This is a genomic window from Capnocytophaga genosp. AHN8471 (assembly GCF_016806945.1).
In the GTDB taxonomy this organism is placed as follows: domain Bacteria; phylum Bacteroidota; class Bacteroidia; order Flavobacteriales; family Flavobacteriaceae; genus Capnocytophaga; species Capnocytophaga periodontitidis.
Genome location: NZ_JAESPJ010000005.1, coordinates 62,088 through 77,116, shown reverse-complemented (window position 1 = coordinate 77,116; position 15,029 = coordinate 62,088). Strand labels below are relative to the sequence as shown.

Below are 15,029 nucleotides of genomic sequence, written 5' to 3'. Positions count from 1 at the left end.
AATGATTGATAGAATATGAAATACGCTAATATGCGAGAGGAAGAAGTGAAGAACAAAGTTGCTGTCGATTGGTTCTTAGGCTTCGATACTACACAAATCATTGGAAATATTGATTTTTCGGTTTTTCCCGAAAAAGATAATATCTTCCACTCTATCCCTTTGCTTTGGGCTGAAGCAAAGAAAGGAGATTACGATGTAGTAACAATGTTCGTACAGCTTATTCTCACTATTGGGAAAGCACGTACTTATACCCGTATGCTTCCTCCAGCTTTTTTAGGAGCTTTTGATGCTCAAAAAATAGCTTTCGTACCTTATAATAGTGTAGAAAGTATTTTTTCTATCAACGATTTCAATTGGAATGTAACCCCTTCCGACCACGAAAGCAAAGAATTTGCCATCATCAAAGAGCGCATAGAAGCCGACTTACAACAGAACTCATATCTCTTTGATTTTGAAAAAGACGCTCAAGAGTTACGCTTTTTCATCAGTCATAATCTTGCCAATGCTACCGATAAAGCTAAACAAACCATTAACAAAAGTAATTTCGTTTCTATCTATTTGCGATGGCTAGAGGTAATAAAACCTATTATTGATACTGATTGGGAGGCTCTGAAGAAAAACAATATTTTAGACTGTGATTTTTACCTTGCTGACCTTTTTGTAGACGACAAAGGCACTCCAGAGATAGATGATGATATAGCTATTTATGACAACCTATTTGTACTATTCGAAAATCAAGGATACAAAATCCCTAAAAAGAACCTAAGCAACACTTTGTTTGATGCGACAATAAGCATCAAGGACAAAACTACTTACCAAAACTTTTGGAAGCTCTATAGGCGCCCGCCGCACAGTGATTACCACGACTACATTATTGAACGTCGTGAGTTATTAGTACCTCAAGACATTCGTGAACGCAAAGGAGCTTTTTTTACGCCACGCCAATGGGTAGCCCTTTCACAGCAATACCTTGCTGATTATCTTGGAGAAAATTGGCAAGAAGAATATTATGTATGGGATTGTGCAGCAGGTACAGGAAACCTCTTAGCTGGGCTTACCAATAAATACAATATTTTCGCCTCTACCCTCGACCAAGCCGATGTGAATGTAATGCACGAACGCATTCAACACGGTGCTCTTTTAATAGATGAACATGTGTTTCAGTTTGATTTCCTCAATGATGAGTTTATCCCTAAAAAACAAGGAGGAAAGCTCCCCGATGCATTGTTCGATATCATCAGTGATAATGAAAAACGGAAAAAGTTAGTGGTGTATATCAATCCACCTTATGCTGAGGCTACTACCGCCAGAACAGTTACAGGTACAGGAGAAAATAAAGCTGGTACAGCCATAGAGAATAGAACTTACCAAAAATACAAAGGAATTATAGGCAAGGCAAGCAATGAGCTTTTCGCCCAGTTCTTGATACGAATTTACAAGGAAATCCCTAACTGCAAGATTGCAAATTTTTCAACTTTGAAAAATTTGCAATCTTCCAACTTCTTGGATTTCAGAAAAGAATATCGAGCGAAGCTCGAAAATTTTTTTGCTATTCCAGCAAATACTTTTGATAATGTTACAGGGCAATTCCCTATTTCTTTCCAAATATGGAATGGAGAACGAGAAGAAATCTTTATTGAAAAAGAAGGTTCTTTTTACAACAGAAAAGGCGAGTTTATAAAAAATAAAAAAATAGCTTCTCTTGATGAAGTTAATCGTATCAATAAATGGATTAAAAACTTCGATAATAAAAAAAGCCCAGAGATAACCATTGGCTTTATGGAAAATCCTACTCCTGATTTTCAAAATAATAAGTTCCTAAATATTGCAAATACTGAAGGAAACAGACATAACAACTACTTATATATAAATAAAAACAATCTTATAGAGGGTTGTCTATATTTTGCTGTACGTTTCTGTATGGAAGCTACTTGGCTCAATGATCGTGATCAATTTCTCTATCCTGATGAGGGTTGGAAAACAGATAAATTATTTCAAAATGACTGTCTTACCTTTACCCTTTTCCACGGGCAGAATAGAATCAGTAGTAAAGAAGGTATAAATCATTGGATTCCTTTTACTGAACAAGAAGTAAACGCCCCTACCCTATTCAGTAGTCATTTTATGACTGACTTCATTAAGGGGAAAATCAAACCTACACCTCCTCCTCAAACTATCAACCTATTCACCTCAGTATATATGGTTTCAGAACCTGAAGCTGAGTATCAAGTTCCTTTGTATTTTTCGGAAAACGCTAAAGCTGTATTTGAGGCCGGTAGGCAACTATGGGTGTATTATTTCACCCAACCTAATGCTGATGCAAACGCTTCTCTATATGATATTCGTGAACATTTTCAGGGACGTAATGCCAATGGTAAGATGAACAACAAAAGCGAAGATAAAACTTACAACCAGCTCATCGGCAATTTACGAGAGACTCTCAATAGATTAGCTAAACAAATAGAACCTAAAGTATACGAATACAGATTTTTACTATAACACATAACATAAAAAAAATAGGAATAATGAAAAGAAGAGCATTTTTTAAAAATGGGGCTTTAGCAGCTTTAGGAGGCTTAGTATTGCCTTCCTTTGATTTACAAGCGCAAACCCTTGGGGAAACCCATAAAAACAAACGCACTAAAAACATCATCTTTATGGTGAGTGACGGTATGAGTTTCGGTACTTTAGTAATGGCCGATCTCTACCTCAAACGCAAATTCGGTCGCCCTTCTAACTGGATGGGACTATACGAACAGAACCTCGCTCAACGCGCCGTAATGGATATGGCATCGGCGAGTTCGGTAGTCACCGATTCATCGGCAGCAAGTTCGTCTTGGGGCGGTGGCGTACGTGTAAAGAACGGTAGCCTAAATATCAGTCCGGATGGCAAAGAGAATATGCCTATCTTGCAAAAGTTCAAAAAAGCAGGTAAGAAAGTGGGTTGCGTCACTACCGTAATGGTAAACCACGCCACTCCGGCAGGCTTCTGTACGTGGAGCAAAATCCGTAATGCTATGGACGAGATTGCCCTCAACTATACCGAATTAGGCTTCGATGTGATGTTAGGCGGCGGTAGTAAATACTTTGACCCTGCCCATCGCAAGGACAAGAAAGACCTCTTTGCCGTTCTCAAAAAGAAAGGTTATACCGTAGCCCGCACTCGTAGTGAAATGCAGAAAGCCCCTACTAACAAACCGCTCTATGGGCTCTTTGCTGAAGATGCACTCCCCTACACTATCGATCGCGCTCAAAGCAGTGAAGAACAAGCTAAATCGCCTACCCTTGCTGAGATGACCGCTAAGGCTATCGACCAGCTCAAAAATCACCCTAACGGCTTTGTAATACAAGTGGAAGGTGGTAAAGTAGACTGGGCTGCACACGCTAACGATATAGGGGCTTTGCTCTACGACCAAGTTGCTTTTGACGAGGCTATAGGAGTAGCACTCGACTTTGCTAAAGCCGACGGCAACACTCTTGTGGTGCTTACTTCCGACCACGGTAATGCTAACCCTGGACTCATCTACGGCAAAGATTGTAACGACAATTTTGACAGATTGCAAAACTTCACCCATTCTAACGATTGGATTTTACAACAAATCAACTCTAACGACTCGGTAGCTAAAGTGCGTGAGCACGTTGCTCAATACTGCGGTGGAATGAACATCAATGAGGAACAAGCTAAAGAACTCTTAGGGTATTACGCTAAAACCGAAAGAAAAGAAGACGGCTTGTACAACTACAAACACCTCCCTTACCGATTGTTTGCCGAAATACAAAAAGCTCATACTTCAGTAGGTTGGATTAGTATGGATCACTCTTCCGATTACACTGAATTGGGAATGTATGGACCTGGTAGCGAACGCCTAAAACCTTTTATGCGCAATACCGATATACACAATTTCTTGTTGGAAGCAGCAGAGGTTAAAGTTTAGAAGTTAGGAAGTAGAAATTAGAGGGTGAAAAGTTTTCAGTTTCAAAAGCTCGTTACTTTTATAGGTATATTGCTCTTCATCGTGAAGTTGATAGCGTGGCATATTACCAATTCTAACGCTATTTTTTCGGACACGATGGAGAGCATTGTGAATATCATTGCCGCCTTTATGGGGCTCTATTCGCTATACCTTTGCAACAAACCTCGCGATACCGACCACCCTTACGGACACGGCAAGGTAGAGTTTATTACCGCTGGCATTGAGGGGATGCTCATCGCTATCGCTGGAGTACTCATCCTCATCGAAGCTATTTCGTCACTTATAGAGGGAATACATCTCGATAAATTAGGCTGGGGGATTGCCCTTTTCGGGTCTACCGCCATAGTGAATTACGCTATGGGGTATATTTCTTACCAAAAAGGGAAAAAAGAGAACTCTTTAGTACTAATGAGTGCGGGCAAACACTTGCAATCAGATACTTTTGCCACTTCAGCTATTGTACTGAGTTTGGTGTTGGTACACTTCACCGGTTGGTTATGGCTCGACCCTCTAATTGCTATTAGCTTTGGTAGTTATATCATAGTAATAGGGTGGAAGATTGTGCGTAAAGCCCTTAGTGGTATTATGGACGAGCGCGACGAAGCCCTCTTTGCCGAACTCGTAAATATACTGCAAACTAACCGCAAAACCGAATGGATAGACATTCACAATATGCGTATTCAGCAGTTTGGGGCTCACTTGCATATTGATGCCCATATCACTCTGCCTTACTACTATTCGCTAAAAGAAGCCCACCAAGAGATGGAAAAAGTGATTCATTTATTGGTAGAAAAAGTAGATAGAACGATAGAATTCAACTTTCACTTAGACTATTGCAAACCCTTTTCGTGTGAAATTTGCACCATTGATTGTCCCTTTAGAGAAAAACCTTTTGTACAGACTATACAGTGGGACGTGAAAAACATCGCTGGAGTAGCGAAACATAAAATAAATGATCAATAAGAAATAAACAATATGATAGTTACTTTCTTTTCGGAAAACCTATGGTTTACAGCTTTTTTTGTGTGCCTCCTTTCATTAGGAGTAACTTACTTTTCTTTGCCAAGTGTTATCTATGTCGTAAAACAAAAAAACTTGATGGATAAACCCAATGCGCGTAGCTCCCACAAAGAAAAAACTCCTACTTTAGGAGGACTTTCTTTTTTTGTAAGCTTGATTTTTACCTTGTTCTTGCTTCGTCCGTTTGATAACGATAGTGTGGGGATTAATATTCTATCAGGGGTTGGTGTATTGTTTTTCGTAGGTTTAAAGGATGACCTCACAGGTGTAAACCCCAGTACAAAAATCATAGGTCAAATCATCGCTACTCTCATTCTTTTCTTTGGCTCAGGACTTAAAATCACCACATTAAACAATTTTTTAGGTATCACTGATATTCCTTATTGGTTTTCTATACTCATCAGTTGTGCTATAGTGATGGCTATTGTCAATTCTTACAATCTGATCGATGGTATTAATGGTTCAGCAGCAATGGTAGGCATTGTGATTTTTGGAGCTTTTGCCTATGTTTTCTACGATGCCGAAATGTACTTCTACTTTCTGTTATCACTGTTGAGCATCAGTTTCCTATTGGCTTTTTTGCGTTATAACCTATCGGCTAAAAAAAGGGTGTTTATGGGCGATACAGGCTCTATGATTGTAGGGTTCCTCATTGCTGTATTGGCTATCAAATACTTTTCGCTCAATACAGAGTTGTTAGAAAGTGCTGTTATCACCCCTTCCAACAAAGTGTGGGTGCTACTCTCTATCATCTTCATTCCCTTTTTTGATACTACTCGCGTATTCACCACCCGCTTGTTGCGCCACGGACAACCTTTTAAAGCCGACCGCAGTCATATCCACCACGTGATGATAGACTATATGAAATTGTCGCACTCACAAGCAAGTTTGCTGTTAGCTTTGATTAATCTCGCTGTTTTTGTAACAATTTTATTTTTTAATACAAGAATATCCCCTTTGATGCTGGGAATTTTGTTTATAGCTTTCTCTATAGTTTTAGCTATTGTTTTATTTATTGTGAATCGAGGATACCACAATCTTAAAAACAAACAAAAAATTAGACATCTTATCAATGAAATTCATAAAAAGCACTGAAATAATTTATTGTTTTAAAAAGATATAATTATGAAAATATTTTATCATAGACCAACTTGTTTATTTATTAATGTGGGTGGTATTCTTGAGAAATTGTTAGAGGAATCAAATATCTCTAAATTTTATAGAATTATCAAATATGATATTTCCAAGAAAAAAAGAACCATTTCGAGTATTGTCAATAAGCTAAAAATAGCAATTATTGTTATTGAAACTTCAAAAATCAAAGAATATCCTGATGATATCATTAGAGAAATTATTGATTTGAGAACTAAAGGTATTATTGTTTATGAAGCAGAAGAATTTTACGAAAATATCAACAAGCGTATTCCTATCGTAAAATTAGAAGCTAAAAAATATATTGGCGATGATATTTTTTCTATAAAACAAAGAATTAGACACCGATTGATCAAACGTTTTTTTGATTTATCACTTGTTTTCTTAGCTCTTCCTATAGCATTACCTTTAACTATTATAGGAGTTTTTCTTACTCTTTTAAGTTCAAAAGGAGGTGCTTTCTTTGCACAGACACGTGTAGGAAGAGAAGGAAAAACTTTTAAAATATACAAAATCAGAACTATGGTATTAAACAATGGAGGTTTTACTCAGGCAAATGACTCACGTATTACCCCTATTGGAAAAATATTGCGCTTTACCAAAATAGATGAACTACCTCAATTATACAACGTATTGAGAGGTGATATGAGTATTATAGGCCCTCGCCCTGAAATTCCTGAATATGTAGAAAAATACGCAGAACAAATACCTTTTTTCAAACTACGCCATATGGTAAAACCAGGAGTTACAGGTTGGGCTCAAATTCATATTCCAAAAGCCACTCCTGAAGATAGTATTAAAAAATTAGAATATGATTTGTACTACATCAAGCGATATTCATTATTCCTTGATATTAAAATAGTACTTGAAACTACAAAAATTATACTTACCTTAAATAGTAACTAATTTTTTTCGTATCTTTGCGCCCTATCTCATAAGAAATGCTCAAACAGAATTTACAACTTAAACTCTCACAGAAACTCTCACCTCAGCAAATACAGCTGATGAAACTCGTGCAACTCCCCACTCTTGCCTTTGAACAGCGCGTAAAACAAGAGTTGGAAGAAAACCCCGCCTTAGAATCGGGGCGCGAAGAAGATGCCCTCGATGAGTTTCACGATGAGTTCGACAACTCTGCCGATGAATATAACGACAACGATGTAATTGATATGGACGATATCAACATCGATGAATACCTCAGTGATGACGAAATACCCGACTATCGTTTGCACGCTAATAACTACAGCGACGACGATGAGGATCGCGATATTCCTTTCAGTGCGGAGGTATCGTTCCACCAATCTCTTATCAACCAATTAAACACCTTTACCCTCTCGGATGAAGATTACCTCATCGCTGAGTTCCTCGTGGGTAGCATAGACGATACAGGCTATATACGCCGCTCTATTCAAGACCTTACCGACGACTTAGCTTTCACCCAAAATATCTATACTGAAGAGGAACACGTAGAACAAATACGCCAACAGATTATCTTCCAATTAGACCCTGCAGGAGTAGGCGCTGCCGACCTGCAAGAGTGCTTGCTCATACAACTGCGCCGCAAAAAACAAACCCCTGCTATAGAATTGGCAATCAAAATGCTTACCGAAGCCTTTGAGGCATTTACTAAAAAGCATTATACCAAACTGCAACAGCGCTTTTTGGTAACTGAGGAACAACTGAAGGAAGCGGTACAAGAGGTGGAGCGCCTAAACCCTAAACCTGGGAGTTCTTACGTAGGCAATAATGTGCATATAGAGCAAATTATCCCCGATTTTACCGTAAAAGTGGTAGATAATGAATTAGAACTCTCCCTCAACGGACGCAATGCTCCTGAACTACACGTTTCTAAGGAGTATAGCACTATGCTCGACACTTATAAGAAGAGTAAGGAAAAGAGCAATTCACAAAAAGAAGCAGTGTTCTTTATCAAACAGAAGTTGGATTCTGCTAAGTGGTTTATAGATGCCATTCGTCAGCGACAACAAACGCTCCTCATCACGATGGATGCCATTATGGAACACCAACGCGAATACTTCCTCACAGGTGATGAACTGAAAATTAAACCGCTTATTCTCAAAGATATCGCCGATAAGGTAGGTATGGACATCTCTACTGTATCGCGGGTAGCGAGCAGTAAATACGTAACTACCCCTTACGGCACAAAACTCATTAAAGATTTCTTTTCGGAATCTATGAAGAACGACCAAGGAGAAGATGTTTCTACTCGTGAAATCAAGCAGATATTACAACATATCATTGCTAAGGAAGACAAGAGTAAACCCCTCCCCGATGACGAATTGGCACAGCTCCTGAAAGAGAAAGGTTACCCCATTGCACGCCGCACTATCGCCAAATACCGCGAACAAATGGATATACCTGTAGCACGCCTCAGAAAAGAACTGTAATCTAATGACGAGTTACAAATTACGAATGACGGTGCGATCCGCACGGACAAAGTATATAAAACTCCAGTATAGTGAAAGACTGTACTGGAGTTTTTGCTATATGAAAAGTAAAAAATATTTATTCTAAGGTGAAATCTATGGTGCTTTTAATATCGCCTGAAGAGGTGCCTACTAAGGCCTTGAAGGTACCTTTTTCGGCTACCCAAGCGTGTTGCTCAGGATTGAAGAAAGAGAGGTCTTGCTTGGTAATGTGGAAGGTTACAGTTTTGGACTCTCCTGCTTTCAAGAATACTTTCTCAAAACCTTTGAGCTCTTTGTACGGGCGTAATACTGAGGCTTCTTCGTCGTGCAAATAGAGTTGTACTACTTCAGCGCCATCGCGTTTGCCGGTGTTCTGTACTGTTACTGAGAAGCTGATATCGCCATTAGTGGTCTTCTTATTGGCAGTGAGTTTGCCATATTTGAAGGTAGTATAGGAGAGTCCGTGACCGAAAGGGAATAGTGGTTTTACTCCTTTGGTATCGGCGTAGCGGTAGCCCACCAAAATGCCTTCGTGGTAGGTAACCTCTTTATCACCTGGGTATTCACCTAAGGCTACAGCCCCATTATCTTCCAAACGTACTGGGAAAGTGAAAGGCAATTTCCCTGAGGGGTTCACATCACCGAAGAGTACATCGGCGAGGGAGTTACCCGCTTCGGATCCTAAATACCAATCTTGTACAATGGCAGGCACACTCTTCACCCAAGGCATTGCCATTGCATTCCCCGAAATGAGTACTACTGCTAAGTTTTTATTGGCTTTTGCCAAAGCTTCAATCACAGCATCTTGTCCGTAAGGCAAGCCATATTGTTTGCGGTCGTTACCCTCACAATCCTGACCATCGTGTTTGTTGAGTCCACCTATAAAGATAACTACATCAGCTTGTTTAGCGGTTTTAACAGCTTCGGCGAGGAGTTCTTGCGCCGGACGTTTATCGGTGATGTCGTTGGCAGCAAGCCCGTCTTGGTCTTTGTAATCGTCACTGGCATAGCCACGTGCATAGAGCACTTTGGCAGTATTGCCTACACGGTTTTTAATTCCGTCTAAGGGGAGTATCTCGTGAACGGCTTTCAATGAGGAACTTCCTCCACCTACGGTCATCATTTTGATAGCATTCTCGCCTATAACAGCTATGGTTTTTGCCTTTTTAACATCGATAGGGAGTACATTTTTATCGTTTTTGAGCAGTACGATGCCTTCTTGTCCTATCTTGCGAGCGACGGCAAAGTGTTCTGGTGAAGCGAATGACCCAAAGGGTCGATTGACTGCCATATTGGTGCGGAATATGAGTCGGAGGATATTGCGCACTTTTTCATTTACAACTTCTTCTTTTATTTCTCCTGATTTCAGTTTTTCGAGAAAAGGTTGGGCAAGGAAGTAATGGTCGTAAGCATTCGAGCGGTTTTCAGCCATTCCGTCAGTCCAAGTACCAAATTCCATATCCAATCCGTGAAGAGCAGCGCCATCGGTGTTGTTCACACCACCCCAATCGGATACTACAGCACCGTCAAAGCCCCATTCTTTGCGCAAGATGTCTTGCAATAGATATTGGTTTTGGCAAGCCCATTGGTCTTTGTATTTGTTATAAGACCCCATTATGCTCCACGCTTTTCCCTCTTGCACAGCCGCTTTGAAGGCAGGGAGGTAAATCTCATACAGGGCGCGGTCGTCTACCTTTACATTCACTGTATGCCGGTTGATTTCTTGATTGTTAAGCGCATAGTGTTTCACACAAGCAGCTACGCCATTGGCTTGCACGCCTTGCACATAAGGCACAACCATTTTGGAAGCCAAATAAGGGTCTTCACCCATATACTCGAAATTGCGACCGTTGAGAGGAATGCGGTAGATGTTCACCCCAGGACCTAAGAGTACGTTTTTGTTGCGATAGCGGGCTTCTTCGCCTATAGCCTTTCCGTAGGCTTTGCTGAGAGCGGGATTCCACGTGGCAGCAAGGCAAGTGAGGGCGGGGAAAGCGGTACATTTATCGTTTGTCCATCCCGCTTGATTCCATTCGTCCCAGAGTACTTCGGGGCGTATGCCGTGAGGACCATCGGTCATCCAGTTTTCGGGGATACCCAAGCGGGGCACACCAGGTGAACTGAACTTAGATTGAGCATGGCACATAGCTACTTTTTCCTCTAAAGTCATTCGCGAGAGGGCATCGTCGATACGCTTCTCAATGGGTTGTGAAGCGTCTAAATAAACAGGCGTTTGCTGGGCTGAGAGCGTACCTACGGCACAGCAAATCAGTAAAGTTTTTATATTTTTCATATCGTATTCGTTTAATCCTCTCCCCGTTCTCACATACTCCGCTCTCGCGGACTTCTCCCAAAGAGAGGGGACAAGCTGCAAAAGGAGAGTCTAATTATTTTTCTTATTTGCCACTGTTTTGCCAATTGCCCACCCCGTTCCCCTCCCGAAAGGAGGGGACAATCTGCAAAAGTGACGGGGCGTACTTGTGGATAATCAGAGTAATCAACTTTGCCAAAGGTGCGAGCCGCACAGGCAGAGCTTTGGCAAAGTGTAGAGACACTTGTTAATTATTAATTATCAATTGTTAATTGTTATTTCTTAACTGCTGTAAGATAGGGTTTGATAATGGCTGTCCATAGTTTGTAACCTTCGGCGTTCATATGGAGGTTGTCTTCTTTAAAGATATCGGTGCGGAGGTTACCCGCTTCATCGTACATTACTTTGGTGATATCAATGTAAGTATAACCTTGTGCGGTGGCATTTTCCTCTAAAAGAGCGTTTACCAATAGCTGGTCTTTCAGCTGATCGGCTTTGTGCTGTGAGGGTTTTAGAGACACTACAAACAAGGGAGTTGTTGGGTAATCTTTTTTGAGTTTAGCGATGAATATACGGAAAAGGTCGAAGCATTTTACGGCATTCACGCCTTCTTTGTGGCTTCCGAGGTCGTTTTCTACATAAAGAACGATGCTTTTAGGTTTGTATCCTTGTGCGATGGTGTTGTAGTTGTAAATCATATCGCGCAAGGTTGCCCCTCCATAAGAACGACGGATGAGTTTCAGCGGTGCAAAATCTTCATAGATAGTATCCCATAGATTGATAGACGAACTACCGAGGAATAGCGCGTCGCAGGAGAGGTCTTTGAGGCGTTTGTTCTCCTTTTGGTAGTTGGTAATATCCTTTTGATAGCGGGTAATCCAAGGAGTTTCATCGGTTTGTTCAAAGGGGATTACCGTTTTGATTACGGTAGTAGGGGTTGCGGTTTGCGCTTTGGCAAATGCTACAGAAGCAATTGCAAATAGTGACAATAATATTCTTTTCATTTGCGTAATTTTAATTTGTCAATTTATATACTTTGTCAAAGTCCAAGGACTTTGACAAAGTATAGGATAATTAATTTGTTGATTGCTATTTTATAGTTTTGGTATCAAAAAGGATACCACGCTGTTGGCTGGTACTTCATAAGAGAAATAGTGCTTGCCGGTGCTTAGGGTTAGATAGGTTGTTTCTTTCTTTTTATTCAGCAACACACAAGCCAAAGAGCCGTCGGGGTTCTCGAATGCAGTACATTGCACGTTGTCATCAGTGGTTTTCTCAACGCCTATACGGGTCGCTCCCTGCTTGATGACTGCCGAAAGATGACTTATGACATAGTAGTGCGAATTGCGTTGCATTGTCTTATAATCGGATGTTTGGATATCGACCGCACCAAAACAAGTTTTGCAACCGCCTTCACGATTGGGAGCTCCCTGCTCGTCGAGCATCAAATTCCACACCATCACCGCCTTGCAATGATTATTGAGAGTTTTGATACCGAGCTCTTGCATATCTTCGGTGAGACGGCGTTCGAGGTTGCGACCATCGTTCCAAGTACCTATGGAGCTTTCTGTAAAGATGAGTTCTTTATTTGGGTATTGGTTATGAATGTTGCTCAATTCGTTAGGATTTCCCCCATAGTTATGGTAAGCAGCCCCCGCAACGTACTGAGAGGCATCGGCATCTTTATAGATATGCAAGGGGTATTGCTGTTGTGAAGGCTTATTATCGTAGTTGTAGTTATGGTCGAAGAGGTAGATTTTAACCTCAGCAAAGCCTTTGTTGCGCAAAGTTTTCCCTAAGGCGTTTTTGATAAAGGCGAGCTGCTCGTCCCATCCCATATACATAGAAGCCGAGTTGCCTCTGTTGAGAGGTTCGTTTTGTATAGTAATGGCATTGACGTTCAAGCCATTGTCTTTCATCGCTTGCAACCATTTGGCAAAATAAAGCGCATAATCCTGATAGTGAGCGGGGTTTAGCTGACCGCTTGTCCATTGGTTATGAGGTTGCAAATCGGTAAGGTTATTGACCTTCATCCAGCGTGGAGGTGTCCAAGGAGAGCCTATGATTTGCACTTTGGGGTTGATAGCGAGAATCTCTTTGAGTATAGGAATCACGTATTGCGTTTCCTCTTTGGTGAGGGCAAAATGCTCTATTCCCTTGGTATCGCAAAGAGTGTATTCACTTAGAGAAAAGTCGGAACAGCCGATGGATATACGCACAAAATTCTGTCCAAAGCCTTCAGTTTCGGAGAAGGTTTCGGTGAGGAATGCCTTTCTATCGGCGGGAGACATCTGCATCAAGTTATAGCAGGTAGAACCTGTAATGGCAGCCCCGAAACCATAGATAGATTGGAATTTTTCAGCGGGTTTTAGGGTGATACTATAAGATGCGTTAGGATTTTTGATGAGCTTTAGGTCGGTTTGCTCTTTGTAAAGTTCTTTTTGGCGATTGGCTGTAGTTAGCAATACGTTCACTTTACCTACCGATGGCTCAACAACAGGGGGAGGAGTAGGTTCCTCCCCTGTGTTGGATTTTTTCTGGCAGCTGCAAGAAGCGATGCTCCAGAGTATTACAAGTAAAAAAGACGGGAATAATTTCATTAGTAACCAGGGTTTTGAGTGAGTTTTTTATTGTTTTCTAATTCAGTTTGTGGGACAGGGTAAATGGAACTATTCTCTGTTAGCGGGTATACTCGTGGTAAACGACCTTCATCACGTGCATTAAGTGTATTCATTGTTTCAATAGCTTTATCATTGCGCACCAAATCGAACCAGCGGAAGCCTTCAAATGCCAATTCAAGGCGACGTTCTTTGAGTACGGCTGCTTTCATCTGTTCTTGTGAAAGAGAAGAGGAAATAGCAGCAAGTCCTACCCTTGCGCGTACTTGATTTACTAAGGCAGCCGCCTGAGCGGTTTGACCTAAAGCGGCATAAGCTTCAGCTTTTAGCAAGAGGATATCGGCTAAACGCAACTTGATGATACTACTGCCTCCTGAACGTATTTTATACATAAAAGGATAGTGGTTAGAGGGGTAATAAATATTCCAAGAGGGTTGCCCGTAAACGATAGCTTGGTTTTTGCGCACAGTATCGCCCTCAGCATCAAAAGCAGCGATGAGGTCGCGTGAAGGGGTTACCCATTTCGCCCAATTGTAAGTGCTATTGGGGTTGGTGTAGTTTAAGCCGAAGAGCCCTGGTAACCACGTTTGTCCGCCTTGAGAGTAGGTAATCTCAAAAATAGACTCAGCAGAATTGCGCACTTTTACATCGGTTTTAGCATCGTTGATTTGAAATAAATCGGCGTAATTAGGCAAGAGGGAAAAGCCATCGGCTTCTACGGCTGCGCAATACTGAATGGTTTTGTTGTAATCGCGTATAGGTTTTTCGGCATATACGTGAGCTAAAAGTGCATTAGCAACCGCGCGACTGAAGAAGAACTTATCGTTAGCCTTCACTGCAGGAGCATCGACGAGAGCCTCCTCGAGGTTAGTGCGAATGATGTTGTACACCTCGGCAACAGATGTGCGTTCAGGAAAGAGCAATTTATAGGTTTCTTCTACGTTTTCAGATGATATTTCAGGGATTTCCATCGCAGGAATAGGTATAGCACCCCAAAGTCGTGTCATATCAAAAAGCATCCACGCTTTAAATATTTTAGCCTCGGCTTTCCACTGTTTGCGTTCAGTGGTTGTAAGGGAAGCATCGGGCACTTTATCTACATTGGCAATTACTACATTAGCTAAGTTGATAGCTTCAAGATATTTTTGCCAATCACGTTTGATATAGGCATTAGCAGCATCTTGGCTATTTTGTTCAATAGAAGCTATATTTACAGAAGTTTTAACGCCTGCATAGGAATTATCAGCACGGGTTTCGGCGTGTTGTAGAAAATCCAATGTCCAGAACTCTTGTGCTGATCCACGCACAAAGGCATAGAGAGCTTCATAGCGTGTTTTCATTTGTGCTTTGTTCTCTATAGCAGAGGAACTTTTGCCCTCGGTAGTTGTATTTTTTTCGTTGAACTCCGAAATAGGGTCTTTATCTAAACTGCAAGCCGTTAGCGTTGCTAACGAAAATGCAAGGTATATGTATCTTTTCATTTTTGTATAGTTTTATTAGCCCCCGAACCCCCGAAGGGGGACAA

General features: G+C 41.1%; 10 protein-coding genes. 6 read left to right on the top strand and 4 right to left on the bottom strand.

Features of this window, described 5'->3' with window-relative positions:
* Positions 1-15 precede the first annotated feature (15 nt).
* The 6 genes from JMN12_RS01500 to rpoN are packed head-to-tail and all read left to right on the top strand — an operon-like array spanning position 16 to position 8,554.
* The gene (locus JMN12_RS01500; protein WP_203136437.1) at positions 16-2,499 is read left to right on the top strand and encodes a hypothetical protein; all 2,484 of its coding nucleotides are present in this window, start codon (positions 16-18) and stop codon (positions 2,497-2,499) included.
* A gap of 26 nt (positions 2,500-2,525) precedes the next feature.
* The gene (locus JMN12_RS01495) at positions 2,526-3,935 is read left to right on the top strand and encodes an alkaline phosphatase (protein ID WP_203136435.1); all 1,410 of its coding nucleotides are present in this window, start codon (positions 2,526-2,528) and stop codon (positions 3,933-3,935) included.
* Positions 3,936-3,959: 24 nt separating this feature from the next.
* Positions 3,960-4,937 carry a cation diffusion facilitator family transporter gene (locus tag JMN12_RS01490; protein WP_203136433.1) on the top strand — a complete coding sequence of 326 codons (978 nt, stop codon included), beginning with the start codon at positions 3,960-3,962 and terminating at the stop codon, positions 4,935-4,937.
* Positions 4,938-4,949: 12 nt separating this feature from the next.
* Positions 4,950-6,089 (top strand): glycosyltransferase family 4 protein, encoded by a 1,140-nt coding sequence (locus JMN12_RS01485; RefSeq protein ID WP_198474188.1) that lies wholly within the window; start codon positions 4,950-4,952, stop codon positions 6,087-6,089.
* A 30-nt stretch (positions 6,090-6,119) separates the two neighbouring features.
* On the top strand, positions 6,120-7,052 hold the full coding sequence (locus tag JMN12_RS01480) for a sugar transferase (protein WP_198474186.1): 933 nt from the start codon (positions 6,120-6,122) through the stop codon (positions 7,050-7,052).
* A 35-nt stretch (positions 7,053-7,087) separates the two neighbouring features.
* A complete protein-coding gene (gene rpoN, locus JMN12_RS01475; protein WP_095901047.1) occupies positions 7,088-8,554 on the top strand; it encodes an RNA polymerase factor sigma-54 in 1,467 nt (488 codons plus the stop codon).
* A 118-nt stretch (positions 8,555-8,672) separates the two neighbouring features.
* On the opposite strand, the gene JMN12_RS01470 is transcribed toward rpoN, so the two are convergent.
* The 4 genes from JMN12_RS01470 to JMN12_RS01455 all read right to left on the bottom strand — a co-directional run bounded on the left by JMN12_RS01470 (position 8,673) and on the right by JMN12_RS01455 (position 14,985).
* The gene (locus tag JMN12_RS01470) at positions 8,673-10,868 is read right to left on the bottom strand and encodes a glycoside hydrolase family 3 C-terminal domain-containing protein (RefSeq protein WP_203136431.1); all 2,196 of its coding nucleotides are present in this window, start codon (positions 10,866-10,868) and stop codon (positions 8,673-8,675) included.
* Positions 10,869-11,161: 293 nt separating this feature from the next.
* Positions 11,162-11,890 carry a GDSL-type esterase/lipase family protein gene (locus JMN12_RS01465; RefSeq protein WP_203136419.1) on the bottom strand — a complete coding sequence of 243 codons (729 nt, stop codon included), beginning with the start codon at positions 11,888-11,890 and terminating at the stop codon, positions 11,162-11,164.
* Between the two features lie 90 nt (positions 11,891-11,980).
* On the bottom strand, positions 11,981-13,486 hold the full coding sequence (locus tag JMN12_RS01460; RefSeq protein WP_203136415.1) for a glycoside hydrolase family 30 protein: 1,506 nt from the start codon (positions 13,484-13,486) through the stop codon (positions 11,981-11,983).
* Positions 13,486-14,985 (bottom strand): RagB/SusD family nutrient uptake outer membrane protein, encoded by a 1,500-nt coding sequence (locus JMN12_RS01455; RefSeq protein ID WP_203084052.1) that lies wholly within the window; start codon positions 14,983-14,985, stop codon positions 13,486-13,488. The genes JMN12_RS01460 and JMN12_RS01455 overlap by 1 nt, the downstream gene beginning before the upstream one ends.
* Positions 14,986-15,029 lie beyond the last annotated feature (44 nt).

Bases quoted from the DNA above. Each gene is read 5' to 3' on its own strand.
- JMN12_RS01500 (WP_203136437.1), top strand. From the start codon at position 16: ATGAAATACGCTAATATGCGAGAGGAAGAAGTGAAGAACAAAGTTGCT.
- JMN12_RS01495 (WP_203136435.1), top strand. From the start codon at position 2,526: ATGAAAAGAAGAGCATTTTTTAAAAATGGGGCTTTAGCAGCTTTAGGA.
- JMN12_RS01485 (WP_198474188.1), top strand. From the start codon at position 4,950: ATGATAGTTACTTTCTTTTCGGAAAACCTATGGTTTACAGCTTTTTTT.
- JMN12_RS01480 (WP_198474186.1), top strand. From the start codon at position 6,120: ATGAAAATATTTTATCATAGACCAACTTGTTTATTTATTAATGTGGGT.
- rpoN (WP_095901047.1), top strand. From the start codon at position 7,088: ATGCTCAAACAGAATTTACAACTTAAACTCTCACAGAAACTCTCACCT.
- JMN12_RS01470 (WP_203136431.1), bottom strand. From the start codon at position 10,868: ATGAAAAATATAAAAACTTTACTGATTTGCTGTGCCGTAGGTACGCTC.
- JMN12_RS01465 (WP_203136419.1), bottom strand. From the start codon at position 11,890: ATGAAAAGAATATTATTGTCACTATTTGCAATTGCTTCTGTAGCATTT.
- JMN12_RS01460 (WP_203136415.1), bottom strand. From the start codon at position 13,486: ATGAAATTATTCCCGTCTTTTTTACTTGTAATACTCTGGAGCATCGCT.
- JMN12_RS01455 (WP_203084052.1), bottom strand. From the start codon at position 14,985: ATGAAAAGATACATATACCTTGCATTTTCGTTAGCAACGCTAACGGCT.